The sequence below is a fragment of the Pseudomonas sp. GW821-FHT12A04 genome, from assembly GCF_058807755.1.
This window is the reverse complement of record NZ_JBXAQZ010000023.1, coordinates 1-26,204: the sequence shown is the minus strand read 5'-3', so window position 1 is coordinate 26,204 and position 26,204 is coordinate 1. Positions and strand designations below refer to the sequence as shown.

26 protein-coding genes and 1 tRNA gene are annotated in these 26,204 nt (G+C 60.7%); 11 read left to right on the top strand and 16 right to left on the bottom strand.

Translation table 11 applies throughout. The features are described 5' to 3' along the window. Window positions 1–156: 156 nt before the first annotated feature. The 11 genes from AC1RS8_RS27170 to AC1RS8_RS27120 all read right to left on the bottom strand — a co-directional run bounded on the left by AC1RS8_RS27170 (window position 157) and on the right by AC1RS8_RS27120 (window position 10,989). Entirely contained in the window at window positions 157–435 is a 279-nt protein-coding gene (locus tag AC1RS8_RS27170) for a DUF971 domain-containing protein (protein WP_489338635.1), read from the bottom strand. Then, complete coding sequence (locus AC1RS8_RS27165) at window positions 432–1,394, bottom strand: HEAT repeat domain-containing protein (RefSeq protein WP_489338636.1); 963 nt, start codon at window positions 1,392–1,394, stop codon at window positions 432–434. The genes AC1RS8_RS27170 and AC1RS8_RS27165 overlap by 4 nt, the downstream gene beginning before the upstream one ends. Continuing rightward, window positions 1,391–2,239, bottom strand: coding sequence for an ABC transporter ATP-binding protein (locus AC1RS8_RS27160; RefSeq protein WP_489338637.1), 849 nt, complete (start codon window positions 2,237–2,239; stop codon window positions 1,391–1,393). Before AC1RS8_RS27160 ends, AC1RS8_RS27165 begins: the two co-directional genes overlap by 4 nt. Beyond that, window positions 2,239–3,021, bottom strand: a complete 783-nt coding sequence (locus tag AC1RS8_RS27155; protein ID WP_489338638.1) for an ABC transporter permease — start codon at window positions 3,019–3,021, stop codon at window positions 2,239–2,241. The genes AC1RS8_RS27160 and AC1RS8_RS27155 overlap by 1 nt, the downstream gene beginning before the upstream one ends. 149 nt (window positions 3,022–3,170) lie before the next feature. Continuing rightward, window positions 3,171–4,577 (bottom strand): ABC transporter substrate-binding protein, encoded by a 1,407-nt coding sequence (locus tag AC1RS8_RS27150; RefSeq protein ID WP_489338639.1) that lies wholly within the window; start codon window positions 4,575–4,577, stop codon window positions 3,171–3,173. A 236-nt stretch (window positions 4,578–4,813) separates the two neighbouring features. Continuing rightward, window positions 4,814–5,059 (bottom strand): 4Fe-4S dicluster domain-containing protein, encoded by a 246-nt coding sequence (locus AC1RS8_RS27145; RefSeq protein WP_008050632.1) that lies wholly within the window; start codon window positions 5,057–5,059, stop codon window positions 4,814–4,816. 24 nt (window positions 5,060–5,083) lie between these two features. Further along, window positions 5,084–6,814: a fumarate reductase/succinate dehydrogenase flavoprotein subunit gene (locus AC1RS8_RS27140; RefSeq protein WP_489338640.1), complete on the bottom strand. Its 1,731-nt coding sequence runs from the start codon at window positions 6,812–6,814 to the stop codon at window positions 5,084–5,086. Continuing rightward, complete coding sequence (locus tag AC1RS8_RS27135) at window positions 6,811–7,563, bottom strand: GntR family transcriptional regulator (RefSeq protein WP_090455699.1); 753 nt, start codon at window positions 7,561–7,563, stop codon at window positions 6,811–6,813. Before AC1RS8_RS27135 ends, AC1RS8_RS27140 begins: the two co-directional genes overlap by 4 nt. 231 nt (window positions 7,564–7,794) lie before the next feature. Then, window positions 7,795–8,778 carry a Gfo/Idh/MocA family protein gene (locus tag AC1RS8_RS27130; protein ID WP_489338641.1) on the bottom strand — a complete coding sequence of 328 codons (984 nt, stop codon included), beginning with the start codon at window positions 8,776–8,778 and terminating at the stop codon, window positions 7,795–7,797. A 16-nt stretch (window positions 8,779–8,794) separates the two neighbouring features. Continuing rightward, window positions 8,795–9,682, bottom strand: coding sequence for a Dyp-type peroxidase (locus AC1RS8_RS27125; protein ID WP_489338642.1), 888 nt, complete (start codon window positions 9,680–9,682; stop codon window positions 8,795–8,797). Between the two features lie 266 nt (window positions 9,683–9,948). Beyond that, complete coding sequence (locus AC1RS8_RS27120) at window positions 9,949–10,989, bottom strand: AraC family transcriptional regulator (RefSeq protein WP_489338643.1); 1,041 nt, start codon at window positions 10,987–10,989, stop codon at window positions 9,949–9,951. 208 nt (window positions 10,990–11,197) lie between these two features. Between AC1RS8_RS27120 and AC1RS8_RS27115 the strand changes: the two genes are divergently transcribed. Next, complete coding sequence (locus AC1RS8_RS27115) at window positions 11,198–12,142, top strand: SphA family protein (RefSeq protein ID WP_489338644.1); 945 nt, start codon at window positions 11,198–11,200, stop codon at window positions 12,140–12,142. Window positions 12,143–12,267: 125 nt separating this feature from the next. On the opposite strand, the gene AC1RS8_RS27110 is transcribed toward AC1RS8_RS27115, so the two are convergent. From AC1RS8_RS27110 to AC1RS8_RS27100, 3 genes are all read right to left on the bottom strand, one after another. Next, window positions 12,268–13,476, bottom strand: a complete 1,209-nt coding sequence (locus AC1RS8_RS27110; RefSeq protein ID WP_489340629.1) for a DSD1 family PLP-dependent enzyme — start codon at window positions 13,474–13,476, stop codon at window positions 12,268–12,270. Window positions 13,477–13,550: 74 nt separating this feature from the next. Continuing rightward, window positions 13,551–14,945: a D-arabinono-1,4-lactone oxidase gene (locus tag AC1RS8_RS27105; protein WP_489338645.1), complete on the bottom strand. Its 1,395-nt coding sequence runs from the start codon at window positions 14,943–14,945 to the stop codon at window positions 13,551–13,553. Between the two features lie 22 nt (window positions 14,946–14,967). Then, complete coding sequence (locus AC1RS8_RS27100) at window positions 14,968–15,354, bottom strand: c-type cytochrome (protein ID WP_489340630.1); 387 nt, start codon at window positions 15,352–15,354, stop codon at window positions 14,968–14,970. 263 nt (window positions 15,355–15,617) lie between these two features. Here AC1RS8_RS27100 and AC1RS8_RS27095 point away from each other — a divergent pair, with 263 nt between their 5' ends. Further along, on the top strand, window positions 15,618–17,243 hold the full coding sequence (locus AC1RS8_RS27095; protein ID WP_489338646.1) for an NADP-dependent glyceraldehyde-3-phosphate dehydrogenase: 1,626 nt from the start codon (window positions 15,618–15,620) through the stop codon (window positions 17,241–17,243). A 35-nt stretch (window positions 17,244–17,278) separates the two neighbouring features. Beyond that, complete coding sequence (locus tag AC1RS8_RS27090; RefSeq protein ID WP_256353513.1) at window positions 17,279–18,328, top strand: FUSC family protein; 1,050 nt, start codon at window positions 17,279–17,281, stop codon at window positions 18,326–18,328. A gap of 16 nt (window positions 18,329–18,344) precedes the next feature. Here the strand turns inward: AC1RS8_RS27090 and AC1RS8_RS27085 are convergent, their stop codons facing one another. Beyond that, window positions 18,345–19,238 (bottom strand): DMT family transporter, encoded by an 894-nt coding sequence (locus AC1RS8_RS27085; protein ID WP_056724342.1) that lies wholly within the window; start codon window positions 19,236–19,238, stop codon window positions 18,345–18,347. Window positions 19,239–19,374: 136 nt separating this feature from the next. Here AC1RS8_RS27085 and AC1RS8_RS27080 point away from each other — a divergent pair, with 136 nt between their 5' ends. Together AC1RS8_RS27080 and AC1RS8_RS27075 are read left to right on the top strand one after the other, a co-directional pair. Continuing rightward, window positions 19,375–19,812: an Lrp/AsnC family transcriptional regulator gene (locus tag AC1RS8_RS27080; protein WP_046038550.1), complete on the top strand. Its 438-nt coding sequence runs from the start codon at window positions 19,375–19,377 to the stop codon at window positions 19,810–19,812. 56 nt (window positions 19,813–19,868) lie between these two features. Further along, window positions 19,869–20,198, top strand: coding sequence for a YceK/YidQ family lipoprotein (locus AC1RS8_RS27075; RefSeq protein ID WP_218497319.1), 330 nt, complete (start codon window positions 19,869–19,871; stop codon window positions 20,196–20,198). Window positions 20,199–20,258: 60 nt separating this feature from the next. Here the strand turns inward: AC1RS8_RS27075 and AC1RS8_RS27070 are convergent, their stop codons facing one another. Continuing rightward, window positions 20,259–20,930, bottom strand: a complete 672-nt coding sequence (locus AC1RS8_RS27070; protein WP_057714309.1) for a Bax inhibitor-1/YccA family protein — start codon at window positions 20,928–20,930, stop codon at window positions 20,259–20,261. A 123-nt stretch (window positions 20,931–21,053) separates the two neighbouring features. Between AC1RS8_RS27070 and AC1RS8_RS27065 the strand changes: the two genes are divergently transcribed. From AC1RS8_RS27065 to AC1RS8_RS27040, 6 genes are all read left to right on the top strand, one after another. Then, window positions 21,054–21,141, top strand: a tRNA-Ser gene (locus AC1RS8_RS27065). Between the two features lie 611 nt (window positions 21,142–21,752). Further along, window positions 21,753–23,153, top strand: a complete 1,401-nt coding sequence (gene gabP / locus AC1RS8_RS27060; protein WP_489338647.1) for a GABA permease — start codon at window positions 21,753–21,755, stop codon at window positions 23,151–23,153. 106 nt (window positions 23,154–23,259) lie between these two features. Beyond that, the gene (gene gbdR, locus AC1RS8_RS27055) at window positions 23,260–24,372 is read left to right on the top strand and encodes a choline metabolism transcriptional regulator GbdR (protein WP_489338648.1); all 1,113 of its coding nucleotides are present in this window, start codon (window positions 23,260–23,262) and stop codon (window positions 24,370–24,372) included. 72 nt (window positions 24,373–24,444) lie between these two features. Next, the gene (locus tag AC1RS8_RS27050) at window positions 24,445–25,566 is read left to right on the top strand and encodes a Re/Si-specific NAD(P)(+) transhydrogenase subunit alpha (RefSeq protein ID WP_102685615.1); all 1,122 of its coding nucleotides are present in this window, start codon (window positions 24,445–24,447) and stop codon (window positions 25,564–25,566) included. 11 nt (window positions 25,567–25,577) lie between these two features. Further along, complete coding sequence (locus tag AC1RS8_RS27045; RefSeq protein ID WP_057712569.1) at window positions 25,578–25,931, top strand: NAD(P) transhydrogenase subunit alpha part 2; 354 nt, start codon at window positions 25,578–25,580, stop codon at window positions 25,929–25,931. Then, the coding region (locus tag AC1RS8_RS27040) for an NAD(P)(+) transhydrogenase (Re/Si-specific) subunit beta (RefSeq protein ID WP_493164097.1) at window positions 25,928–26,204 on the top strand (277 nt) is incomplete at its 3' end. The genes AC1RS8_RS27045 and AC1RS8_RS27040, both read left to right, overlap by 4 nt.

Below are 26,204 nucleotides of genomic sequence, written 5' to 3'. Positions count from 1 at the left end.
TTTGGCTTTTGCCTGGCAAGGACCGTCAATCATCTGGTGGCAGGACCAGTGACCTGTGGGAGCGAGCTTGCTCGCGATGGTCTTTCATTCAACATGTGTGTCGACTGACCGGGCCGCATCGCGAGCAAGCTCGCTCCCACATTGGATTTCAGTGACTCAAGAGGTGAGTCGTGCCAGATACGCCCACGGATAAATCCCGCGCTCATGGCCATCGCTGAACACCAGTTGCAGTCCATACCCCTGCGAGTGCAATTCAATAACCCGAACCCGCCCATCAACCATCGGCGTCAGCCCCCGCATACGAAACGCCCGGCACTGCGAACACGGGCACTGCCGGCGCAGTTCGGCGTGGTCCAGCCACTGTTCGCGGCCATCCGGCCAACTCAGGCGCAGTTGTTGTCTGCTCCGTGAATTACCCACCGCCAGCGGATTCATTGCAGTTGACTCAAGGCAATGCGCACGGCCTTGCGCACTTCAGGGTCGCCGTCGTCCTGCGCGGCCTGCAATGCCGCAACGGCCCGCGGGTCGTTCAATTCGCCCAGGGCCAAGGCGGCTTCCTTGCGCAGGTTGCTGATGCGGTGGCCGAGGGTGTCGATCAACGCATCGAGCGCCGGTCCATAACGCAAGCGACCGAGGCTGCGGGTAGCGCGCAGGCGCACTTGCCAGTAATCGTCGCCCAAGGCGTCGATCAGGGCCGGGCCGGCGTCGAGGTGGCCAACCTTGCCCAAGGTGGTGGCGGCTTCTTCGCGAACTTGCCAGGCAGCGTCGCGCAAGGCCTGGCGCAGGGCCGGCAGCACCTGCGCGTCAGACGCCAGGCCCAACGCCCCGGTGGCGGCACGCCGCACGTCGGTGTCCGGGTCATCGCTGGCCAACCGCGCCAGCGCTGGCAAGGCCTCGAGTTGCTTGAGCCAGCCAAGCACGCCCACCGCTTCGCGGCGCACACCCGCGCTTTCATCGTCCAATGCCCGTGCAGCCGCATCGGCGGCATCGGGGCAACGCAACTCGCGTAACGCTCTGAACGCGGCAATGCGTACGCCGATGTCGGCGTGCCCGGTCCACGGCAGAATGACCCGGCCCGCCGCCTCGCTCTTGAGCAGGCTGAGACTTTGCGCAGCGGTCGCCTGCACCGCCGGGGATGGATCAGTCAGCGCCTGGCACAACGCTTCGACCACAGGCTCGTCCTCCCAGGCTTCCAGCAACCGCGCGGCTTCGGCGCGAACGTCGGCAATCGGATCTTCGGCCAGTCGGTCAATCAACCACAGCAGGCCGTCCGGTTCCTCAAGATCGGCCAACTCGATCAACGCGATCCGGCGTACACCGGGGTCGTCATCGGTCAGGCGCGGTTGCAGGGCAAGAATGTCGTCGTTATCGGTTACATCGAATAGTGAGGTCATAGGGCAAATCGCGGCAGTTTGTTTTCAGGGGGAAGGCCGAGCGGATTCAGGCGCGGCAGTTGCCGGCCGTCTTCGTGGCGCAGGAGTTCGAGGCAATGACGCTTCAGGTGCGAGAATTCAGGGCGGGTCACCAGCTCCGTGCTGCGCGGCCTGGGGAAGTCCAGGCGCAGGTCTTCGATGATTCGCCCGGGGCGCGAGCTCATGACCAGCAAGCGGTCGGCGAGGAACAGCGCTTCGTCGATGTCATGGGTGACAAACACCACGGTGGTGCGGATGCGCGTCCAGATGTCCAGCAGCAGTTCCTGCATGTTCAACCGGGTCAGGGCATCGAGGGCACCGAAGGGTTCATCCATCAGCAACAGGCGCGGGCGGTTGACCAGCACCCGGGCAATTTCCACCCGTTGCTGCATGCCGCCGGAGAGCTGGTCGGGCCAGCGCCCGGCAAACCCTTCGAGCCCCACCAGGGCGAGGATTTCATCCGCTGCCTTGTGCCGTTCGACCTTGCCGACGCCACGCATTTTCAAGCCGAACGCCACGTTGTCACGCACCGTGCGCCACGGAAACAAGGTGTGCTGCTGGAACACCATGCCGCGTTGTGGCGATGGCCCCGACACTGGCGCGCCATCCACGTTCAAGGTGCCGGTGCGCGGTTGCAGGTGCCCCGCCAAAGCACCGAGCAAAGTCGATTTGCCGCAACCGGACGGCCCGAGAATGCACACGAACTGTCCCGGTTCGATCTGGCATTCGAGGCCCTGCACCGCTTCGAAAGCCGCGCCCCCCTCGCCCAGGCTGATCGACAGCCCGCGAATATCGATACGCCCTTCCAGGTGTTGAAAAACGCTCATCAGGCTTTTCCTCGCGGTCGATGCCAAGGCGTGAACAGCCCACCCAGACGCTTTATCAGCAGGCTGCTGCCCATGCCGAGCACGCCGATCAGCAACATGCCGACGACGATGTCGGCGTAGTTCTGGATGGTGTAGGACTCCCAGGTGTAATAACCGATGCCGAATTGGCCGGAGATCATTTCTGCCGTGACCAGGCAGAACCACGAGGTGCCCATGCCGATGGCCAGGCCGGTGATGATGCTTGGCGCAGCACCCGGAAGAACGACCTCCAGCAGGATTGCCCGGCGCCCCGCCCCAAGGCTTTTCGCCGAGGCGATCAGCCGTGGGTCGACGCCTTCGACGCCATGCACGGTGTTGAGCAGGATCGGGAACAGTGCGCCGGTGAAGGTGATGAACACCATCGACAGTTCCGACGAAGGAAACATCAGGATCGCCAGGGGAATCCACGCCACCGCCGGGATCGGGCGCAGCACTTCCAGGGGCGGCAGCAACAGGTCTTCGGCCCATTTCGAGCGACCGATGGCCAGGCCCAGGGCCACGCCGATGATCAGCGCGGCGAGGTAACCGGCGAATACCCGGCCAAGGCTGCTGCCCAGGTGCTGCGCGAGTTTTCCCGAGTCGCCGAGGCCCAGCGCCGCTTCGATCACAGCAAGCGGCGTCGGCACATTGGCGAAGGTCACCAGGCCGAGGTTCCAGTGGTGGCTGGCGGCGAGTTGCCAGAACAGCAGGCAGAGCAGCAGTGAGCCCGCCCGGGGGAGCCATCGTAAACAGGATCCGTACACAATATTTCCTCTCACCTGGGAACCTGTGGGAGCGGGCTTGCTCCGGGCGGCGTTCCGACGATTGCGATGTATCAGTCAACATTGATATCGACTGGTCTGGCCTCATCGCGGGCAAGCCCGCTCCCACAGTGGACGGTGTTGTCAGTCAGTTAGCGAACAGCCACGGCCTGGGTCGTGGCATCGGTGAAGTCGAACACCTTGCCGCCCTGGGCGGTGGCGAACTGTTGGGCCTGGCCCTTGAGCAGAAACGCGCTGAGGCGCCCTTTCGCATCACTGGCAAACCACGCCTGATCCGCCAGCAACTTGATCCCGCTGTCGCTGGCCTGGGCATACACCGCGCGGATGTTCTTGCCTTCCTGCTTCAGGGCGGCCAACGCCGTGAACGCCAGTTCCGCCGACGCGTACTGGCGGACTTTCGGTTCACCGCGTACCCAGATCTCGGCCACGTGGCTGAAGTCGGTGATGACTTTGCCGCTCGACGCATCCACCGCCTTGAGCGGCGTCTGCGCGTAGTTGGCCAGTTGCGCTGTGTAGTCCAGGTTCGACGCCTTGAACGCGGCGCGGATGTATTGGTCGTCGATGAAGGTATTCAGATCGAGACCGCGATCGGCCTTCTTCAACAACTTCAGGGTATCGATGGCGGTGCCCACGGCCTGGCGGTATTCCGGCTTCCAGCTCAGGTCGCGGGTCTGCACTCCGAGGGGGCCATGGAACAGGTAATTGACCTCGGCATCGACCCCGGTGACCTTGGCGATCAGCTCGCTGTATTTCTCCGGTTCAGCCGCCAGCAACTGGTTGGCTTCGATACTCGCCCGCAGGTAAGCGACGACGATTTCCGGGTACTGCCTGGCATAGGCCTGATCGACCAGCGCACCGTGGAAGGTCGGCGCGCTGGCCTGGGAACCGTCATAAATCTTGCGGGCGAAACCACGGCTCGGGAACAGTTCGGCGAAGGGTACGAAGTCAGCGTGAGCATCGATCTTGCCGGCCTGCAACGCGGAGCCGGCGACTTCCGGCGGCTGGGCGATGATGTTCACGTCCTTGAGCGGGTCCCAACCCTGAGCCGCGACGGCGCGCAGCAACATGCCATGGGCGGTGGAGGCGAACGGCACGGAAATGGTCTTGCCCTTGAGCTCGGCCAGTGACTGCACGTCCGATGCGCTCGGTACCACGATGCCATTGCCGCTGCCCTTGGTGCTGCCCGACAGCACACTGATAAACAGGCTGTGCTTGCCGGCGGTTTCAAACGCCACGCCGTTGAACGAGCCGGGGAAATCGGCCATGGCGCCGAAGTCGAGTTTGCCGGCCACCATCTCGTTGGTCAGGGGGGCGCCGCTGGTGAAGTTTTTCCACTGCACGTCGTATTGGGCGTCTTTGTAGGGGCCATCGTGGGGCAGGTATTTGTCCAGCAGGCCCAACTCACGAATCAACAGACCACCGGCGGCGCAGTTGATGGTGGTGTCCTGGGTGCCGATGGCAATACGGATGGTTTCGGCTGACGCCGACAAGGTGAAGGAAGCCAGTACCAGACCGGCCAAAGTTGCACGCAACATCATGAGTGTTTCCCCTCGAATCATTTGTTGGATGTTCGTCTCCGCCGCGATCAGGGCGCGGTGGGAAACGAGGGGTGTTTTGAAGCGAGCGTCCGGTGGTGGCCGGATGGCTTTTGTGTCGTCTTTACTGGCCTCATCGCTGGCAAGCCAGCTCCCACAGTTTTTATGGTGTTTGCGAAATCTTCGTCCCACTGCAAATCCCTGTGGGAGCTGGCTTGCCAGCGATAGCGTCCTGGGTTTCAGCGCAACAAATAAGGAATCTCCACTTTCACCGCCCCGGTCGGGCAGTCCTTTTCACAGGGCATGCAGTACCAGCATTCGTCGAACGCCATGTAGGCCTTTTGCGTGGCCGGGTTGATCGCCAGCAGGTCCATCGGGCAGACGTCGACGCACACGGTGCAGCCTTTGTGGGCGATGCATTTGTCCTCGTCGACGGTGACGGGGGCGTTGGAACGGAAGAAAATTTCCTGGGCTTGATAGGCCATTTCACGGTCTCTCTTGGGTGATGCTCAGGCGGCATCCGCGCCGACCCGCAGCCGGTCGTAGGCCTGCATCTCGTCGGCATCGAGCGGGATGATGTAAGGCTCGACGGCTTTCTTGAAACTGCTCATCAAACCGTTCTCGTCTTTCTTCAGGTGGCAATGGCAGAACCAGTCGCGGTCGTTGCGTTGCGGGTGATCGACGCGATGGTGGTAAAGCCCCCAGCGGCTTTCGGCGCGGAACAATGAAGCGCGGGCGGCCATTTCGGCGCAGTCGCGGATCATGCTGACTTCCATGGCGCGCATCAGCTCGTGGGCGTTGTGCGCCTTGATCTGGTCGAGATCGCGCTGGATGTCGCTGAAGCGCTGCAGGCCGATCTGCATCTTCCTGGTCACTTTCGGCGGTTGCAGGTAGTCGTTGACCAAGCGCCGCAGCTTGTATTCAACCTGGGCTGGCGGCAGGCCGTGCTCACGATCCAGCGGTGCGTAGACCCGTTGTTTTTCGGTTTCGATCTGCCGGGCATCCAGCGCTGAAAACTCGCGCCCGGCGACAAAATCCGCTGCGTTGTGGCCAGCGAACCACCCATAGGTAAACGCACCGAGCATATAGTTGTGCGGCACCGCAGCCATGTCTCCCGCCGAGTACAAGCCCTTGACCGAGGTCTCGGCCTTCTCGTTGACCCACACCCCCGACGCCGAATGCCCGCTGCAAAAACCGATTTCCGAGATGTGCATCTCGACCATCTGCGTGCGGTAGTCGGTGCCGCGATTGGCGTGGAACTGGCCGCGACTCGGACGCTCGTTGCTGTGCAGGATCTCTTCGATGTTCTGGATGGTTTCCTCGGCCAGATGATCGAGCTTGAGGAACACCGGGCCATTGCCGCTTTCCAGTTCCTGATGGAACTCCCACATCATCTGCCCGCTCCAGTAGTCGCACTCGATGAAGCGTTCGCCCTTGTTGTTGGCGGTGTAGCCGCCCAAGGGGCCGGTGACGTAGGCGCAGGCCGGGCCGTTGTAGTCCTTGATCAGCGGGTTGATCTGGAAGCATTCCAGGTTCGCCAGTTCGGCCCCGGCGTGGTAGGCCATCGAGTAGCCATCGCCGGCATTGGTCGGGTTTTCGTAGGTGCCCATCAGGTAGCCCGAGGACGGCAACCCCAGGCGTCCGGCGGCACCGCAGGCGAGGATCACCGCCTTGGCCTTGATCACGTGGAAGTCCGCCGTGCGGCAGTCGAAGCCCATCACCCCGTTGACCGCGCCCTCCTCGTCCGTCAGCAATCGGGTGCAGACCAGGCGATTGGTGATACTCACCCGCGCGCGCTTCAACTGCCGATAGAGGACTTTCTTGATGTCGTGCCCTTCCGGCATCGGCAACACATAAGCGCCCATGTGGTGGACCTTTTTCACCGCGTAGTCGCCGGTTTCGTCCTTCTCGAATTTCACACCCCAGCGGTCCAGTTGTTCGATCGTTTCGAAACTGTGAGTGGCATAGGCGTACACCGCGGCCTGATTGACGATGCCGTCGTTGGCGATGGTGATTTCCTTGGTGTACTGCTCCGGTGTCGAGTGGCCGGGAATGATCGCGTTGTTCAGGCCGTCCATGCCCATGCTGATCGCGCCGCTGCGCTTGACGTTGGCCTTGTCGATCAACAACACCCGCAGGTCGCGGTTGCGTTCCTTGGCCTTGATCGCCGCCATGGGGCCGGCGGTGCCGCCGCCGATCACGACGATGTCGTATTCCTGCTCCAATGTGCTTCGGGTCATGCCTGATCCCCTTTTTCCCGGTCGATCCGCAGGCGGTACTGGAAGGCATCGCCACGGTAGTAAAGGTGTTCGAAGTCCAGCGGCCGACCGTCGACATCGTGGGTCAGGCGTTCGATGTGCATGATTGGCGAGCCAGGTTCAACGTTCAGCGCGTGGGTCAGGTCGCTGTCGGCCAGTACCGCATCGATGGCCAGGTCGGCGTGCCCCAGGGTCAGGCCGCAGTCGTTTTCCAGGATCAGGAAAATATCGCGGGTGACCAGGTCGGCTTTTTCCAGGCGCTCGCCAATGGCCTTGGGCAGGTAAGTGATTTCCAGGGAAACCGGCTCGCGATTGATCAGGCGCACACGTTTGATCTGCGCCACGACCTCCCCTTCGGCGACCTGCAAACGCTCGGCCACGAGCTTGTCGGCGGCAATGAATTTGAAGCTGCGCAGGCGGTTGATCACCTCATAGCCGCGATCGGTCATGGACTCAGCCAGGCCTTGCAGGGTGCTGACGTTCTGGAAAGTTTTCGGCTTGGCGACGAAAGTGCCCTTGCCATGGATCTTGAAGATCAGCCCTTCCTTTTGCAGATCGCCCAAGGCCTGGCGCACGGTGATGCGGCTGACCTTGAACAACGCGCCAAGCTCGCTTTCTGAAGGCATCTGGCTGTCTTGCGGGTATTCGCCGTCGAGGATGCGGGCGCGCAGCACATCTCGCAGCTGGGTGTGCAACGGGACGCTGCTCAGGGATAGAACGTTATCGGTCATGGCAGATCACTTGTTATAACGAGTTATGACGTGATCTTAGATAAGTTATGACAGGGTTGAGAAATACCGAATGCGCATAAGGTTAGATGCACAACGCAATCCAAAACTGTAGGAGCGAGCCTGCTCGCGATAAACCCGAGAACGCCGTGGGGTGTCAGGCATCCAGCGTTATCGTTGACGACCATCGCGAGCAGGCTCGCTCCTACAGGGGATTGTGTGTGATCTGAGAAATCAGTGCCGCTTGAGAATCTGGTCCATCACCCAATCGGTCTTCAGCGCCTGCTCGGCCACGGCGGGGTGCTGCGTCTCGCCACGAATATGCGCATTCATGCCCAATACGTGGTGCCACTGAATGTGTGCGTGATGCTCGATGGTCAGGCTGAGGTGCTCGCCAGCGTGCAGCTCATCGGCGTGCAGCTCGACCGGGTGTTCATCGAACACTGAAAAGGTGATCCGGCCTTTGCTGCCAATCACTTCGACCCGGTCTTCGCGACGGTCTGCAACGAAGTTCCAGCAGCCCATCCCCAGTGCCCCGCTGGCAAACCGCCAAGTGGCGCTGACGGCATCTTCGGCCGCGTACAAACCGGCCTGCCGCGCGGTGAACCCGGCGACTTCGACGATATCGCCGAACAGGTACTGAAACAGGTCCAGGCCATGGCTGGCCAGATCGGCGAAGTAACCTCCACCGGCAATTGCCGGGTCGGTGCGCCAGTTATCGGTGCCGCTCCGGTCCGCTGCCGACGGGGCTTTGGTGAGGGTCCAGCTCAGGTGCCGGACCTCGCCGATCCGCCCCTCTTCCAGCCATTGCCGCACTTGCCGGAAGCGTGGCAGCGAACGTCGGTAATAGGACACGAACAGGTGCAACCCGGCATCGGCAAACACCTGCTGCATTTCACGGCTTTGCCCGGCATTCAGCGCCATCGGTTTTTCCACGCAGCAATGCTTGCCGGCCGCGGCCACTTGCAAAGCATGGGCGTGATGGCTGTCGGGCGGCGTGGCGATGTACACCGCGTCGACCTCGGGATCGTTGATCAGCGCCTGCGCATCGGTGTAGACCCGAGCGATACCGTGGCGCGTGGCGTAGTCGGTGACGGCTTCCAGGCGCCTGCCCATCACCGCGACCAACGCCGATCCGGGCGCCTTGTAGAAGGCCGGCCCGCTTTTGCGTTCAGCGACACTGCCACAACCGATCATGCCCCAGCGCACCAGGTTCATAGGCACTCCTTGCGGCTCAGCCGACGCGCAATGCGCGCAGGTCCAGTCGACCGTCCTTGAGCGGCGGGCACCAGTAGTAGCCACCGGTGATCGGACGGCTGATGCGGTACAGACCGTCGGTGATGCCGTCTTCCAGGCCACTCATGCGGCGCAGTTGGGCTTCGAAGGCGTCGAGGGAAAAACCGAAGGCCAGGAACATCAGGCCGGCACGGTCACCTTCGATCCACGGCATCGAGCGGCGTACCACGAAGGCCTCGGGCGCAAAGCTTTCCTGGGCGGTGCGTTTGACGTGGGCGGAAACCGGCGCGTCGTCGATCTCTTCGTTATCGCTCAAGCGGCGACCCATGATGTTGTCTTTTTCATCCGCCGACAGCCCATGGAAACCTTTCAAGTCATGCTGCCACTGCTGGATCGCGGCGAAGCTGCCACCCACCATGCCGTCCGCGCCCTCACCCACCAGGGCGGCGGTCACGGCGGCTGCGTCGTGGGGGTTCTCGGTGCCATCTTCGTAGCCGGTCAGGTCATGGCCGGTCATGTGGCGGAAGGTTTCGTTCATCTGCACCAGGCGCAACGCCGGGGCCAGTGCCGCCGAGATGGCGTTGCTGCGGTTGAGCAATTCGCCACGGTCTTCACCGTGCAGCCAGCACCAGAGCGCGTGTTGGGTCGACGGATTGTCGACGCCGACGCCAGTCAGTGCCGGGAAAGTGCGCAGGCCTTCGATCTGCCCATCCAGCGCCTTGACCAGGGATTCGCCGAAGCCGACGACAGCCGATTTCCCGTCCACCAGTTGCATCAAGTTGTCGAGCGCGGCCGGCAGTGCCGCAACGGATTCGAGGGCGAAGAACATATGGCGAGCTTGAGGCGGAACGGGGGTGGCGAGAATGCCCGGCTGGTAATGACTCATATGAACTCCTTGAAAAAGAGCATGGAGTTTAACCGGAGTACGAGGGTTTGTGTGCCGTCAGAGGCCAGGAACCTGTGGCAAAGGGGGCTTGTGTGGCGAGGGGGCTTCTGTGGCGAGGGGGCTTGTCGGATCGCCGCACCGCCCCGTTGGAGCGCGTAGCGCTCCCCTGCATTTTCAGTCATACCGAGTCGCCAGGTTTTGGGGGCTGCTTCGCAACCCAACGGGGGCAAGCCCCCTCGCCACACAAGCCCGCTCGCCACAAAAGATCAAACCACCCTGGGGCTTTCGTTACGGAACGCACTCGGGCTCTTGCCGGTCCAGCGTCTGAAAGCTCGGCGAAAGCTGCGCACGTCGCTGTAGCCGACTTCCTCGGTGATGCGTTCGATGGACATGTCCGGGTTGGCCAGCAGGCTCATGGTGCGGGCCTGGCGCACTTGTTCCAGCAGCGTTTCGAACGTCAGCGCATGTTCGGTGAGACGGCGGCGCAAGGTGCGGCTGCTCATGTTCAGGTCGCCGGCGATTTTCTCGATGTGGCTGCCCTCGGTCAGGTCCCGGGCAATCGCCCGTTCCACCGCCTGGATCAGATCCATTTTCTGGTGCACCTGCGCGGCTTCCAGTTCGAGCAATTTCACGGCCTGGCGCAGGGCCAGGGAATGATGATTGGGCAACTGAACGTCCAGCCAATGCGCATCGATCACCATGCGGTTTTGCAGGCAACCGAAACGCACGTCCGGCCCCAGCAGGCGCGAATATTCGCCGAGATAGTCCGGCGCGGCATGCACGAACTCCACGGCCGTCGGCTTGAAATCCGCCCCGACCAGCGCCCGGCCGTACACCAGCAGGCTGGCGAAAAACTCCTCGACCGCGAACAACTGCACGTCGGCGAACGGCAAGCGGCATTCAACGTCGATAAACACCCGATCCCCCGCCTCCTCCACACTCGACACGACAATGCCGCCAGAGGTGTGTTGATGGCGAATGCCCAGTTCGAAGGCATCGCGCAGGGTCTTGCACAGCGACAACACATGCCCCAACAACCCCAGCGTGCCGAGCACATTCTGCGCGCCGACCCACAAGCCCAGCCCCTGATTGGGCAAGGCCTTGAGCGCGCGTTGAATCATGGCCACGGCCTGGCGATGGGAAATACGCTGCGCCGGGTCCTGAAGGTCTTCAAAGTCAAATCCCAACCCTCGGCACAGGCTCTCGGGGTGGATGCCTTTTTGCTCGGCGACTTCGGCCAGGGTGTGCAGGAGAAACGGCGACACCAGCGCCAGTTCAAAGGTGGGATCGATCACTTTCATTTGCATGGGGCTATACATTCCGGGTCGAGCTGCATTCTTATTTTTGTAACCGGTTATGTCGAAGGAAGTTAGCACAGGGCTCAAAGACTGTCCGCAGAAGTCCCCCTAAATGGCCGCCAATACCCTGCCTTGCAGGGCGCAGACAGCTTATTTCTATGTTGCGGCCCTCGTATGGATGCCGGACAGCCCGACAACAATAATAATGAGTACACCCATGATCCCGACCCGCACGACACTCCCCCTGACGGCCATTGGCCTGGCCGGCGTCTGCGCCCTGCAACCGGCACTGGCCACCGAGACTGGCGTGGACAACATCGGCACCGGCACCGACGGTTTTTTCATGTTGCCGCTTTCGCCCGACAGCCTTCCGGACAACATGGTTGCGTTCAACCTCTACTACAACCACTACAAAGCCACGAAGCTCAATATCAGCTCGCTCGGCGGCAAGGTGCCGAACGTCGAGATCGAGTCCACGGCGGTCATTCCGCGCCTGGATTACCTCAGCCCGGTGCGTGTGTTTGGCGGCCGGCTGGCCGGCTACATCGCGCAGCCCTGGCTCAAGCAGGAAGTCTCGGTGTTCGGCTTGCAGGACACCCGCGAAGGCATGGGCGACACCACGGTCGCGCCGATCATCCTCTGGGACATGGGCCCGAACCTGACCCTCGGCGCCGCCATTGAAATCACCGTGCCGACCGGCGAGTACAGCGTTGACCGCCTGGCCAACACCAGCAACAACTTCTACACCTACAAACCGTTGTTCTCCTTCACCTGGCTGCCGACGGACAGAACCGAGGTGTCGATGAAGACCACCTACAGTTTCAACGAGAAAAACAAGGACACCGACTACAAGTCGGGGCAGATTTTCCACTTCGATTATTCCGCCAGTTTCAAGATCACCGACGACCTGATGCTCGGGTTGAACGGCTACTACCTCAAGCAAACAACCGACGACAAACAGTTCGGCCACACCGTGCAGTTCAATGGCCAGGACGTGGACGACGGGGTGCGCGGCCAGGTATTTGCCATTGGTCCGGCGCTGCACTGGACCTTTCTCAAATACGCCAGCGCGGAGATTCGCTGGGCCAAGGAGTTCGACGTGGAAAACCGGCCTGAAGGGGAAATGCTTTGGGCCAAGGTCAGCATTCCGTATGCGTTTTGACTGAACTGACGCCATCGCGAGCAAGCTCGCTCCCACAGGGGGGGATGCATTCCAACTGGGAAATGCATTCCAAATTGTGGGAGCGAGCTTGCTCGCGATGACGGCGGAACAAACACTGAAAAACTTCAGGAATACACCGGCCAGCTATCCACAATCCGCCCACCCCGAACCGCCAACAAATCCCCGAACTGCAACAACACCGACTCCGTCTGGGCAGGCCGCAAGAACACCTGGTCCTCCACCGTCAGCCCCGCCGCCGCCGAACCATTGACCATTTCCTGGTTCGAACTGCGGCCATACACGCCATTGCTCTGCAACCCCTCTGGCGATTCGAACTCCGCCATCCAGTTACCGCCATAGATGAAATACGTCTCGCGCTGATTGGTGTCCCACCAGGAAAACAGCCTGGACTTGCCATCCAGCGCCGGGATGTTTACAGCCCCGGTGCTTTTCAGCACTGGCGTGGCGATAAAAGCGGCCGGCACATGCTCCGCCAGTGACGGCAAATCATAATGAGTGGGCTTGAGCAGCCCCGTACCCACCGACACTTCGCTGCTGAGCTGTTCGTGCTCATGCATTCGATAGCTCGGGCTGCCGGCCGTATTGAGGGTCAGCCCTTCGCCCCACAGACCGGGGTAGTGCTGACGGGTGAAATCGACGCAGCGGTTGTAGATCACCATCACCTTGGCGAACAGCTCCTCGGGCGAGCCCAGGATCCCCGGCACGCCCATGCCCACGAACGGGTCGTAGCCCATGTACCCGGCGAATTCCAGGTGCTGCGGGTGCTGGCTGATCAGCGCCAGCATCTGCCCGAGTACGCCAAGGTCACTGACGCCACCGCGATGCAGCCCGACATCCAGTTCGATGTTCACCCGTACTCGCGTGCCCAGCCCTTGAGCCAGGGCGAGGTATTGCTGCAGGCGTTGCGGTGTGTCGAGCAACCATTGCAATTGCTTCGAAGGGTCGAAAGGTCCCTTGTGCGACTGATAGAACAACTCGGCCGAACGCACCGGCAGTGGCTTGCCCAGCAGAATATCGGCCTCGGCAAACTGCACCGCGTCATGATTGAGAAACGGTTGGTGAAACGACATCAGCCGTTGCGTACCGGCGCGCTGGGCGATGTAGGCCAGAAGCCCCGGTGCCGGCAGTGATTTTTCCACCAGGCGCAGGTGCTTGCCGGCCCGCTTGACCGATTGCATCACCACATCGATGTTGTGATCCAGCCGATCAAGGTCGATCAGCATCACCGGTCGCATCGGCCCGTGGTCCTTGAGTTCGCGGTTCAGCGTAAGGAAGTAATCGCTGTACGGCGCGCCTCGGTCACCCGGCCGCAGCCACGCCCCGACACCCACCAAAAAGGCGCCGACACCGGCGGTGCCGAGCAAGAAATTGCGGCGATTGACGGCCATCAGCTCACCCCCAGAATGGATGACAAGTGCGCGTTGAGAAATTTGCCGCTGGGGTCGAGCGCCTGCCGCACCTGGATGAATTCCTGCCAGCGCGGGTACAGCGGCTGCAGGTTTTTCGCATTCAGCGTGTGCAACTTGCCCCAGTGCGGCCGGCCGTTGTATTTCCAGAAAATCGGCTCGATGGCGGCGAAGAAGTTGTGATGATCCATCTGGTAATGCTGGTGGACCGAGATCGAACAGCTGTCGCGACCTTCGAACATGCTCAGGGGAATGTCGTCGGCCTTGACGTAACGGTACTCGATCGGAAACCAGGTGCGCAGGTCCTTGTCCTGGATCAGTTTGAGGATCTCGCGCAAACAGGCTGGGCCGTATTCGGCCGGCACGGAGTATTCCATTTCATTAAAACGTACCGTGCGCACGTTGGCATAGATGTCGAACGAGTCACCCACCCGGTCATCGAAACTGGCCAGGTGGCGCAAGTTATTGAGCATCGTGCGACGCAGGTCCGGGAAGTCGCTGGCGTATTTGTCGATCTTCTCGATCAGCGTGACAAACTCGTTGCCGCCCTCCTCATCCGCCGGGACCGGTGGTGTAGCCGGGTCGCCGGTTTCGTTCAGGGCGATCGACAAGGCGTAGTCGGAATGTGTCACCACGAGCATTTCCCAGTGCTGGTTTTCCCGGGTGTTCTTGTCCAGGTCTTCCAGTAACTCTTCGGTTTTAGCGATCCATTGGCGCTCCCGCAATCGATACGCCGGGCGGTTTTGCAGGCGTACCCTGGTGGCCACGCCCAGCGCGCCCAGGGACACCCTCGCGGCACTGAACACCTCAGGATGGCGGCTGGCATCGCAGTCGAGCACGTCGCCGTTGGCGGCCACCAACTGCAAGCCGCAGACATGCGCCGAATACGATTGAAAGTCTTTGCCGGTACCGTGGGTCGAGGTCGAGATCGCGCCGGCAAGGGTCTGGTAATCAATGTCGGCCATGTTTTGCAGGGCCTGGCCGATGTCCTTGAGCGGCGTGCCCATACGTGACATCGGCGTGCCGGCGGCGAACTCGGCTTGCAGGGTTTTCGCATCGTGATCGAGCAAACCCGAGAAATAGCTCAGCGACAGCAAGGTGCCGTCGGTGGGTACCAGCGCACTGAAGGAATGCGCCGAGCCCACCGGACGAATCTTGCCGGGGGCCTGGCGCACCACTTGCGTCAACTCATCCAGGCTCTTGGGCGCCAACCGCGCCGCCGGCAGGCAACTCTGGCCTCCCGACCAGTTGCGCCAGGGAATCAGGCGTGGCGCGCGCAGCAGCTCGGCCAGTGCCGGCGTTGAGCCGAGCGCGGTAAAGGCGCCAATGACGCTCGCACGTTGCAACAACTGACGCCGTGTCAGGTCCATCGTCATGAATCGCACCCTGCCGTTCTTGTTATTGGATTTGCTGGCCGGACATAAAGGCAATCAGCGCCAGGAACTGTTCTTGCGAACACTGCATGCACATCCCCATCGGCGGCATGCCGTTGTAACCGTTGATCGCGTGATCGAGCAGCGTGTCGGCGCCCTGTAATACCCGTGGCTGCCAGGCCTTGATATCGCCGGTCAGCGGCGCCCCGGCCGCTGGATTGGCATGGCAAAGCTTGCAGCTGTTGTCGTAGACCTGCGCGAGTTCCACGTCGGCGGGCCTCGCGGCACTTGCTTCGCTGCGGCTCGGCGGGTTGTTCGGTTCTTTGCCGCACCCTGCAAGCAACGCCGCAAAGACACAGCCCACCAAGACCAAACAAAGGCTAGGCTTTTCAGTTAATCGGCTTGCCCGCATGGCTGTCCTCTCAATGGCTGCCCGGCCAGCCGGGTGCACTTTTTTGTTGTGATCAAGGAGAGTCAACATTAAGGCACCCCGCGCGGGCAGGTTGAGGGCATTGGGGGCCAACAAGGGGCGCTTCTGAGGCCATGACGCAAGGCACCGACAAGTCCCCGGACATCATGCTGTTCGGCAAAACCCTGAGATGAGTCATGACAAGCGTTGCTGAGGTCTGCTAAAACGATTCATCAGTGCATCAGCCAATCCAGAGGGGTAGCGACATGACCACAGCCAATAATCTCCAGAACCTGTTCCCAAGCCCCGCCGAGATCCCGGAAAAGTACCGCCTTGACGGCCAGACCGAGCAGCGCGAGTACCTGGTCGATGGCCAACTCAGAACCTGGAACGGGCCGCTGGCCCTGGTCCGCAGCCCGGTGTACCTGGCAGGCCCGAATGGCGATGAACAGGTGATCCTCGGCAGCACACCGCTGCTGGATGCCGACACCGCCTTGACCGCCCTCGACGCCGCAGTCCGCGCCTATGACCGTGGCCAGGGCCTGTGGCCGACCATGCGCGTGGCCGAACGCATCCAGCACGTCGAAACCTTCCTCGGGCGCATGCGCGAGCAGCGCGACGCCGTGGTCAAGTTGCTGATGTGGGAAATCGGCAAGAACCTCAAGGACTCGGAAAAGGAGTTCGACCGCACCTGCGACTACATCGTCGACACCATCAACGCCCTGAAGGAACTCGACCGCCGCTCCAGCCGTTTCGAACTGGAACAGGACACCCTCGGCCAGATCCGTCGCGTACCGATGGGCGTGGCCCTGTGCATGGGGCCTTACAACTATCCGTTGAACGAAACCTTCACCACGCTGATCCCGGCGCTGATCATGGGCAACACCGTGGTGTTCAAGCCGGCCAAGCTCGGCGTGCTGCTGATTCGCCCGCTGCTGGAGGCCTTCCGCGACAGCTTTCCGACCGGGGTGATCAACGTCATCTACGGCAGCGGCCGCGAGACGGTCAGTGCGTTGATGGCCAGCGGCAAGATCGACATCTTTGCCTTCATCGGCACCAACAAGGCCGCCAGTGACCTGAAAAAACTCCATCCGAGACCCCACCGCTTGCGCGCGGCGCTGGGCCTGGATGCGAAAAACCCGGGCATCGTCCTGCCGGAAGTGGATCTGGACAACGCGGTCAGTGAAGCGGTGACCGGTTCGCTGTCATTCAACGGCCAGCGCTGCACCGCTCTGAAGATCCTGTTTGTCCATGAAGACGTGGTCGAGTCCTTCATCGACAAATTCAATGCCAGGCTCGCCAACCTCAAACCCGGCATGCCCTGGGAAAGTGGCGTAGCCCTGACACCGCTGCCGGAATCGGGCAAGGTCGACTATCTGCATGCACTGGTGGCGGATGCAGAAAGCAAAGGCGCCAAGGTAGTCAACCCCAACGGTGGCGAGGCTCGTGCGTCATTCTTCTACCCGGCGGTGCTGTACCCGGTCACGCTGCAGATGCGGGTTTATCAGGAAGAACAGTTCGGTCCCGTCATCCCCATCGTGCCCTACCGTCATCTGGATACCGTGATCGACTACGTACTGGAGTCGGACTTTGGCCAGCAATTGAGCATCTTCGGCACCAACCCGGTGGCGGTTGGCCGGCTGGTGGACACCTTCGCCAATCAGGTCGGGCGCATCAACCTCAATGCCCAGTGCCAGCGCGGCCCGGACACCTATCCCTTCAATGGTCGCAAGAACTCGGCCGAAGGCACCTTGTCGGTCCATGACGCACTGCGGGTGTTTTCGATCCGCACCCTGGTAGCCACCAAGTTCCAGGAAACCAACAAGGACCTGATCAGCGAGATCATCAGCGGCCGCAGTTCGAGCTTCCTGACCACCGACTACATCTTCTGAGGAGAGCCAGCCTGAGTACATCCAGAGCCCAACGATTGCCACCGCTGTTGCGCCGATTGCTGCGTCCGTTGCTGGACCCGTACCGGCGCTACCGCCATGCCCGGGTGATCCATGCGGTGCGGGTGTCGCTCGGGTTGCTGGCGACGATCCTGCTGACCACCGGCATCCATCTGCCCCACGGTGAGTGGGCGTCGGTGACCATGCTGGTGGTGATAGGCGGCTTGCAGCACCACGGCAACATCGGCAAGAAAGCCGCCGAGCGCGCCATTGGTACCTTGATCGGCGCCGGTGTCGGCTTGGTGTTGGTGGCACAACAGGCTTGGCTGGGGATGCCCTGGCTGACCTATTTCGCGATGTCGGTGGTCTGCGGGTTTTTCTCGTATCACGCCATCGGCAAGGGTGGTTACACGGCGCTGCTGTCGGCGATTACCGTGTTCATCGTCGCGGGGCACGGCGACAACCCGGTCACCGATGGCTTGTGGCGCGGGGTGGATATCCTGATCGGCATTGCCCTGGCCCTGGCGTTTTCCTTTGCCCTGCCGCTGTACGCGGTTTACTCCTGGCGCTACAACCTGGCCGATGCGCTGCGTGATTGCGCGAAAGTCTACGGGCGCATCATTGACGGCCAGGCCATCACCGCCGACGAACACCTCAAGCTCATGACTCGCCTGAATGCGGCGATGGTGCAACTTCGCTCACTGATGCCCTCGGTGTCCAAGGAAGTGAAGATTTCCATGACCGAACTCGATGCGCTTCAGCGCAACCTGCGCATGTGCGTCAGCACCCTGGAAATCCTCGGCAATACCCGACCGGATGCCAATGACCTCGAGGCGATGTCGCTGATGCAAACGGCATTGAAAGCCGAGCATCGACAAATTCGCGTGCAATTGATCGGCATGGCCCGGGCGTTGAAATCAGGCGCCGCCCAGCGGCTCAATCGCCCCGTGGATGTGCCGCTTGTCAGCCTTGATGCGCCGGTCTACAACACGCTGGACGGGTATCGTTTGCTGACCCAACAACTGGCCGCCAACGTCGGGGAGATGCGCCAGCGCTTGGCCAAGAGCGCGCCGCGCTGGAACATCTGACGCTCCTGGTTGGCACTCAAGGCGTCACCGTGCGCCGAAACTTCAGCGACCAGCCTTGTTGCATGCCGGCAGCGGCCAACAGAATCGCCGCGACTCCAATCCATTGCAGTGGCTCCAGGCGATGACCGAAGGCAAACCAGTCGACGAAAATCGCCGCGATCGGGTAGATGAAGGACAGCGCGCCCGTCAACGCCGTCGGCAGTTTTTGAATCGCGCCATACAACAACACATACATCACGCCGGTGTGCACCATACCCAGCGTCACCAGGCTGGCCCACGCGCTTGGCGCCTGGGGCAGCACCGAAAGATTCGCGAAGGGCGCGAGCAACAGCACGCCTGTGCTGACCTGGATCAGCGCGATCAAATGCGGTGGGGTTCCAGTCAGGCGCTTGATGATCAACGCGGCAATTGCGTAGAGAAACGCCGCGCCCAACGCCAAGGCAATGCCCATCAGGTAATCGCTGCCGCTTTCGCCCTGGCTGCCATGGGCACTGACAATCGCCAGCATCCCGAGAAACGAAACGCCCAGCCAGGTCAGTTTCTGCGCGGTAATCTTTTCGTTGAGGAACAACGCCGCCAGCCCGACCAGCATGAACGGCTGGACGTTATAGACGGCGGTGCCGATGGCAATCGACGCCCGGGAATAGGACGCGAACAACAGCACCCAGTTGCCGACGATCGCCACACCGCTGAGCACTGCGAGCAGGAACGTGGTGCGGGTCAGAATGCCGGGGCGCAGAAAGCCGAAAGCCGCGCAAATGAGCAGCAAGGTGCCAGCACCGAACAGGCAGCGCCAGAACACCACATCCAGCACCGGTTGCCCGGACACCAGCACGAACCAGCCGATGGTGCCGGAGATCAGCATGGCGGCCGTCATTTCGAACGAACCGCGGCGTAGGGTTTTGTCCATCATCAGACTCCTGTGTTTGTGGCCAAAGTATGCCAATGCCCCCAGGGGCTACTCCAGAGCAAAAAGCAGGCTAAACTCGGGATCTGCCTTTTTTATCAAGGCCTTTTTGGAAAAATGCCTAACAGAGGGTTTTGCCATGACCGATGACATCGACCAGCTGCTGATCACGGCGCTGATGGAGGACTCGCGACGCTCGCTCAAGGCCCTGGCGCAAATCAGCGGCCTGTCTTCCCCCAGTGTTGCCGAGCGTCTGCGCCGCCTGGAAGAGCGAGGCGTGCTCAAGGGCTACACCGTTGAAATCGACCCGAAATGCTTCGGCTATCAACTCCAGGCCATCGTGCGTATTCGCCCGTTGCCGGGGCAATTGCAGGAAGTGGAGCGGCAAATCATGGCCATTCCCGAATTCACCGAGTGCGACAAGGTCACCGGCGACGACTGTTTCATCGCGCGCCTGCATGTGCGCTCGATGGAACAACTGGACACCCTGCTCGACCGACTCAACACCCACGCTGAAACCAATACGGCGATCGTCAAGAAAACCCCGGTCAAGCGCCGGTTGCCGCCCATGGCGTGAGTGATATTTGTTTCAGACTGAAGTAGATTGAGGGTTTCCGGCGAAGGATTGACGGCATGAAAACTCAGGCAATACTACTGGTGGCTATGATGTTGGCGGGTTGCGGCACGATTCAGACGGTTGTGCGCAGTGACGAAGTGGCCTCGAAAAGTCTCAAGGAGCAAAAGAGTTACTGCGGCGCGGTACCGCGAATCTACAGCGGCGTGACCTACGACTTCTGCTACCTGAACGCGCCCCTCGAAGACGGCCGGGATGCGCAGGTACATGGTCCCGCCCCCGCTATCGTGCTGCTCGACGTGGTCGTGTCCGGGGCGATGGACACACTGCTGTTACCCTACACCATCTACCGCCAACAAGCCGACGGCAGCATCGTCATTACAGAGTAGGCCTGGATTTGTGGTAATAAAAAACCCGCCTGAGCGGGTTTTTTAGTTCAAGGCCGAGGATCAGTCATCGCGGCTCATGATGCCGAACAGCTGCAACAAGCTGACGAACAGGTTGTAGATCGATACATACAGGCTGATGGTGGCCATGATGTAGTTACGCTCGCCGCCATGAATGATGGCGCTGGTCTGGAACAGAATGCAGACCGAGGAGAACAGCACGAAACCTGCGCTGATCGCCAGTTGCAGGCCGCTGATCTGGAAGAACAGGCTCGCCAGCGTCGCACCCAGCAGCACAAAGAAGCCTGCCGTGATGAAACCACCGAGGAAGCTCATGTCCTTGCGGGTAATCAGCACATACGCCGACAGACCGCCGAACACCAGCGCCGTCATCGCGAAAGCCGAGCTGACCACTTCAGCGCCGCCCTGCATACCCAGGTAACGGTTGAGGATCGGGCCAAGCAGGAAACCCATGAAACCGGTCAGGGCAAATGCCGACACCAGGCCCCAGGCCGAATCACGGAGTTTGTTGGTGAGGAAGAAAAGACCATAGAAGCCGATCAGCACCACGAAAATGTTCGGGTAGCCAACATGCATCTGCTGGGCAACGTAGGCTGTCACACCGCTGAAAGCCAGGGTCAGGGCGAGCAAGCCGTATGTGTTGCGCAGGACGCGGCTAACCTCTAGCTGCTCAGCCTGCACGCTGTTATTAACTGCGTAATCCTGTTCGCGCATGGCGACACTCCTGTTGGTTTGAAACGTTCAGTCGCAAAGATCATAACAGACGCTCTGTAACAAGCTATGCAGAGAGTTTGACAGTGTGTTTCATTCAGGTATTATGGCGCCCGCAACGCAAACGGAGGTGTGGCCGAGTGGTTTAAGGCAACGGTCTTGAAAACCGTCGACTGTAACAGGTCCATGAGTTCGAATCCCATCGCCTCCGCCATCTTTATACGACAAAGCCCTGATTTTTCAGGGCTTTGTCGTTTCTGGGGTTTGGGAATCGGTGCTGCTTTTCAGAGCCGTTACAAAACCATTTGGTAACCCCTCGACCAAGCTGAAAGCGCCGCTATAGGGAAAAGGTCGCCAGCTGACCTTCTTGACCGGCAGTAAACGGCTGTGGATTCAGCCGGTCGCGACAGGCAGTAATCATCCAATCCGCTCTTCCCGCAGAGATCTCGCGGCCCTCGGCCCGAAACCTTTTCGGCCGCTTAAACCTTCCAGGCAATCCCCATCCGTTGCTGCTTTAGCAGAATCCTCAAAAAAACAAAATGATTCCACCTGGCCAATTCGTGACCGATTGGTTTTCGCTGTGAACGTTAAATTGGCACGTGTCGATATCAGGCAAGGAGGTGGCGTGAACAGGTAACTGAATTATCGAACAAGCCGGGTAAGGTGGCGCCTCTTTTCATGGAAATAACCACATCGCGACGATGGGTTTGATAAGTACGGCAGCGTTTGAAGGGTGCCACTTTCAGGAAGCGGCAGCAGGAAACGATGATGATCCGTTGCCCCCATCACTTCGCTTAAATGTCGATCAGCAGAGAAAAAAACCCGATGATTAGCCCGAGCTCCAAGGATTCGAATGGCCAATTGGCACAGGGCTTCAAGCCTCGTCACGTAACAATGCTGTCAATCGCCGGGATTATCGGCGCCGGTTTATTCGTTGGCTCAGGACATGCCATTGCAGCTGCTGGCCCGGCCGTCCTGCTGGCCTACCTATTCTCTGGCCTGCTTGTGGTTCTGGTCATGCGTATGCTCGGTGAAATGGCGGTGGCCAACCCGGACACAGGCTCGTTCTCCACCTACGCCGACCAGGCAATAGGTCGCTGGGCAGGCTTCACCATCGGTTGGCTGTACTGGTGGTTCTGGGTACTGGTGATCCCTATCGAAGCACTGGCCGCCGGCCATGTGTTGAACCAGTGGTTTCCCCAGATCGATGCCTGGCTGTTCGCCCTGGTGTCGATCATTGCGTTGGTGATCACCAATCTGTTCAGTGTCTCCAAGTACGGCGAATTCGAATTCTGGTTCGCCATGGCCAAGGTGGTGGCGATCATCGGTTTCATCGGCGTGGGTTTTGCCGTGCTGATGGGCTGGGTGCCCGATCGGGAAGTCAGCGGATTGAGCGGACTGATGGCCGAGCATGGCGGATTTGCCCCCAACGGCCTGTCGGCGGTAGTCGGCGCTTTCATCACCATCATGTTCAGCTTCATTGGTACTGAAGCGGTCACCATCGCCGCCGCCGAATCCGACAATCCCTCGCAGAACATTGCCAAGGCCACGCGTTCGGTGATTTGGCGCATCGGCGTGTTCTACCTGTTGTCGATTTTCGTGGTCATCTCCGTGGTGCCCTGGAACGATCCGCTGCTCGCCCAGGTAGGCTCCTACCAGCGTGCACTGGAAATCATGAACATTCCCCACGCCAAGTTCATGGTGGACGTGGTGGTGCTGATCGCCGTGGCCAGTTGCATGAACTCCTCGATCTACATTGCTTCGCGCATGCTGTACTCGCTGGGTCGTCGTGGCGATGCGCCGAAGGCGCTGAAGGCGACCTCCTCCGAGGGCGTGCCGCGTGCAGCAGTCATCGCCAGCACCGTGCTGGGCGCGGCGATCACCGTGTGGAGCTACTTCATGCCCGCCGGGCTGTTTAACTTCCTGCTGGCCAGCTCCGGCGCGATTGCCTTGCTGGTGTACCTGGCCATTGCGGTGTCGCAACTGCGCATGCGCCGGATGTTGCGTCGGCAGAACATTGAGCTGACCTTTCGCATGTGGCTGTTTCCATGGCTGACGTGGCTGGTGATTGCGTTCATTTGCGCAGCGCTGGCAGTCATGATGATCACCCCGGAGCACCGTACCGAAGTCAGCACAACCATTGGCCTGGCGCTGGCGATTTCCTTTATCGGCCTTGTGACGTCCCGTCACCCTGCGCAGGCTGCGAGGGTGACGTCAGTGGGATAAACCAAGGAGGTATTTGCGCCAAACCTGCTCCCCGCGCCAATGCTGGGGAGTATTACCAGCTCCTGCGTCTCAGGCCGTAATCGCTCTCTGTGAGGACATGACCACGATGTCATCGAACTCCACCGTGTCCGACGGTACGACTCAATCCGTTGGTTTTCTGCTGTTGGATAAATTCACACTTATTTCCCTGGCGTCCGCAGTAGAGCCACTGCGCATGGCCAATCAGTTGTCGGGACGAGAGCTATATCGCTGGCATACGTTCAGCCCCGATGGAGAGCCTGTCTGGGCCAGTGACGGCGTGCCGATCACTCCGGATGCTTCGTGGAACAATCCATTAGTGGCGGACACTGTAATCGTGTGCGGTGGTGTTGGAATCCAGAACGTGATTACCCGCGAGCACATTACCTGGCTGCAAGCATTGGCGCGTCAATCCAGACGGTTGGGAGGTGTGTGCACCGGCAGCTGGGCGCTCGCCAAAGCCGGGCTGCTCGACGGCTACGAGTGCAGCGTGCATTGGGAATTTTTGGCCGCCATGCAGGAAGCTTTCCCGCGAGTCAGCATCAGCGCGAGTCTCTTCACCCTGGACCGAAACCGTTTCACCAGCTCGGGCGGCACCGCGCCGCTGGACATGATGCTGCACCTGATTGGTCGCGATCATGGTCGTGAACTATCCGCAGCCATCTCTGAGATGTTTGTTTACGAGCGCATACGCAACGAACAGGACCATCAGCGGGTTCCGCTCAGGCATGTGCTGGGAACTCATCAGCCTAAGCTGCAGGAGATCGTCGCGTTGATGGAAGCCAATCTCGAGGAACCGATCGACCTGGATAACCTTGCAGAATACGTGGATCTGTCACGTCGACAGCTAGAACGGCTATTTCAGAAATACCTTCACTGTACGCCGTCACGCTACTACTTAAGGTTACGTCTTGTTCGAGCGCGACAACTGCTTAAGCAAACATCATTGTCGATCATTGAGCTGGCGTATGTATGCGGTTTCGTGTCCACACCACACTTTTCCAAGTGCTATCGCGAGTACTTTGGTGTTCCACCAAGCGACGAGCGTTCCGGCTCTGAAATGAGTCGCAAACCGGCAACGCTCGCGACTACGCAGCAGTCGTCAACTAAACCACTGACAGCGCTCGACCAGGCACGAAACGAATCGACTTTTGCCAGTGTTCGAATGATTGATCGTTTCGACTTGGCGCAATCGTGCTGACAGGACGTCCCTGCCGCCCCATTCATCCGTAGTGCATGGGTTTACTCAATAAGATCACGCAGGAGATTTGACGTGCACATTGGTGTTCCTCTCGAAACCCAGACCGGTGAAACACGGGTTGCTGCAACCCCGGAAACCATCAAGAAGCTGATCGGCCAGGGCCATAAGGTCACTGTACAAAGCGGCGCCGGCATTAATGCCAGCGTTGTCGACAGTGCCTATGAAGCGGCAGGCGCAAGCATTGGCAGCGCCAACGATGCGTTTGCTGCCGAGCTGATTCTGAAGGTGGTCGCGCCCAGCGACAGCGAGCTCGCCCTGATCAAGAGCGGCACCGTAGTGGTGGGCATGCTCAATCCGTTCAGCAATGAAACCATCGCCAAAATGGCCGAATGCGGCATTACCGCCTTTGCCCTGGAAGCCGCGCCGCGCACCTCCCGCGCCCAGAGCCTGGACGTACTGTCGTCGCAAGCCAACATCGCCGGCTACAAGGCCGTGTTGCTGGCCGCGCACTACTACCCGCGTTTCATGCCAATGCTGATGACCGCTGCGGGCACCGTGAAAGCGGCGCGCGTGCTGATTCTGGGTGCCGGTGTGGCCGGCTTGCAGGCCATCGCTACGGCGAAACGCCTGGGGGCGGTGATCGAAGCGTCTGACGTGCGTCCTGCGGTAAAAGAGCAGATCGAATCCCTCGGCGCCAAGTTCGTCGACGTGCCCTACGAGACCGATGAAGAGCGTGAATGCGCCGTGGGTGTCGGCGGTTACGCCCGCCCGATGCCGGCCAGCTGGATGCAGCGCCAGGCCGCCGCTGTGCACGAACGCGCCAAGCAGGCGGACATCGTTATCACCACCGCGCTGATTCCCGGCCGCAAGGCGCCGACGCTGCTCAGCGCGCAAACCGTGGCCCAGATGAAACCGGGTTCGGTGGTCATCGATCTCGCGGCCGCCCAGGGCGGCAACTGCCCGCTGACCGTGGCCGACCAGGTGGTCGTCGAAAATGGCGTGACCATCGTGGGCCCGACCAACCTGGCCAGCGCCGTGGCGGCTGACGCTTCGGCGCTGTACGCCCGCAACCTGCTGGACTTCATGAAACTGTTGTTCGATAAAGAAGGACAACTGGTGATCAACCTTGAAGACGATATCGTCGCCGCGTGCCTGATGTGCCGCGACGGCCAGATCGTGCGCAAGAACGGCTGAGGATAAAAACAATGGAAGACATGCTGATCTCTGACGGTATCTACAACCTGATCATCTTCGTGCTGGCGATCTATGTCGGTTACCACGTGGTCTGGAACGTCACGCCTGCGCTGCACACCCCGTTGATGGCGGTGACCAACGCGATCTCGGCGATCGTGATCGTCGGTGCCATGCTGGCAGCGGCTTTGACCGTGACGCCACTGGGCAAGACCATGGGCACCCTGGCCGTGGCCCTGGCCGCGGTGAACGTATTCGGTGGCTTTTTGGTCACCCGCCGCATGCTGGAAATGTTCAAGAAGAAAGCGCCGGCAAAAGCTCCGGCCGCCAAGGCTGAAGCAGTCAAGGCTGAGGTGCAGCAAGCATGAGCATGAACCTGGTTACGTCCCTGTATTTGATCGCCTCGGTCTGCTTCATCCAGGCGCTCAAGGGCCTCTCGCACCCCACCACGTCGCGCCGTGGCAACCTGTTCGGCATGCTCGGCATGGGCCTGGCGATCCTCACCACTATCGGCTTGATCTACAAGCTGGCTGCGCTCTCTTTTGAACAAGGCGGGGCCCAGGCCGGTATCGTCTACGTGATCGTCGGCCTGCTGATCGGCGGCACTGCCGGTTCGATCATGGCCAAACGCGTTGAAATGA

What these genes read in the sequence shown, in the direction of transcription:
- AC1RS8_RS27170 (WP_489338635.1), bottom strand. Translation starts at nt 435, where the DNA reads ATGAATCCGCTGGCGGTGGGTAATTCACGGAGCAGACAACAACTGCGC.
- AC1RS8_RS27165 (WP_489338636.1), bottom strand. Translation starts at nt 1,394, where the DNA reads ATGACCTCACTATTCGATGTAACCGATAACGACGACATTCTTGCCCTG.
- AC1RS8_RS27160 (WP_489338637.1), bottom strand. Translation starts at nt 2,239, where the DNA reads ATGAGCGTTTTTCAACACCTGGAAGGGCGTATCGATATTCGCGGGCTG.
- AC1RS8_RS27150 (WP_489338639.1), bottom strand. Translation starts at nt 4,577, where the DNA reads ATGATGTTGCGTGCAACTTTGGCCGGTCTGGTACTGGCTTCCTTCACC.
- AC1RS8_RS27145 (WP_008050632.1), bottom strand. Translation starts at nt 5,059, where the DNA reads ATGGCCTATCAAGCCCAGGAAATTTTCTTCCGTTCCAACGCCCCCGTC.
- AC1RS8_RS27140 (WP_489338640.1), bottom strand. Translation starts at nt 6,814, where the DNA reads ATGACCCGAAGCACATTGGAGCAGGAATACGACATCGTCGTGATCGGC.
- AC1RS8_RS27135 (WP_090455699.1), bottom strand. Translation starts at nt 7,563, where the DNA reads ATGACCGATAACGTTCTATCCCTGAGCAGCGTCCCGTTGCACACCCAG.
- AC1RS8_RS27130 (WP_489338641.1), bottom strand. Translation starts at nt 8,778, where the DNA reads ATGAACCTGGTGCGCTGGGGCATGATCGGTTGTGGCAGTGTCGCTGAA.
- AC1RS8_RS27125 (WP_489338642.1), bottom strand. Translation starts at nt 9,682, where the DNA reads ATGAGTCATTACCAGCCGGGCATTCTCGCCACCCCCGTTCCGCCTCAA.
- AC1RS8_RS27120 (WP_489338643.1), bottom strand. Translation starts at nt 10,989, where the DNA reads ATGCAAATGAAAGTGATCGATCCCACCTTTGAACTGGCGCTGGTGTCG.
- AC1RS8_RS27115 (WP_489338644.1), top strand. Translation starts at nt 11,198, where the DNA reads ATGATCCCGACCCGCACGACACTCCCCCTGACGGCCATTGGCCTGGCC.
- AC1RS8_RS27105 (WP_489338645.1), bottom strand. Translation starts at nt 14,945, where the DNA reads ATGACGATGGACCTGACACGGCGTCAGTTGTTGCAACGTGCGAGCGTC.
- AC1RS8_RS27100 (WP_489340630.1), bottom strand. Translation starts at nt 15,354, where the DNA reads ATGCGGGCAAGCCGATTAACTGAAAAGCCTAGCCTTTGTTTGGTCTTG.
- AC1RS8_RS27095 (WP_489338646.1), top strand. Translation starts at nt 15,618, where the DNA reads ATGACCACAGCCAATAATCTCCAGAACCTGTTCCCAAGCCCCGCCGAG.
- AC1RS8_RS27085 (WP_056724342.1), bottom strand. Translation starts at nt 19,238, where the DNA reads ATGGACAAAACCCTACGCCGCGGTTCGTTCGAAATGACGGCCGCCATG.
- AC1RS8_RS27080 (WP_046038550.1), top strand. Translation starts at nt 19,375, where the DNA reads ATGACCGATGACATCGACCAGCTGCTGATCACGGCGCTGATGGAGGAC.
- AC1RS8_RS27075 (WP_218497319.1), top strand. Translation starts at nt 19,869, where the DNA reads ATGAAAACTCAGGCAATACTACTGGTGGCTATGATGTTGGCGGGTTGC.
- AC1RS8_RS27070 (WP_057714309.1), bottom strand. Translation starts at nt 20,930, where the DNA reads ATGCGCGAACAGGATTACGCAGTTAATAACAGCGTGCAGGCTGAGCAG.
- gabP (WP_489338647.1), top strand. Translation starts at nt 21,753, where the DNA reads ATGATTAGCCCGAGCTCCAAGGATTCGAATGGCCAATTGGCACAGGGC.
- gbdR (WP_489338648.1), top strand. Translation starts at nt 23,260, where the DNA reads ATGTCATCGAACTCCACCGTGTCCGACGGTACGACTCAATCCGTTGGT.
- AC1RS8_RS27045 (WP_057712569.1), top strand. Translation starts at nt 25,578, where the DNA reads ATGGAAGACATGCTGATCTCTGACGGTATCTACAACCTGATCATCTTC.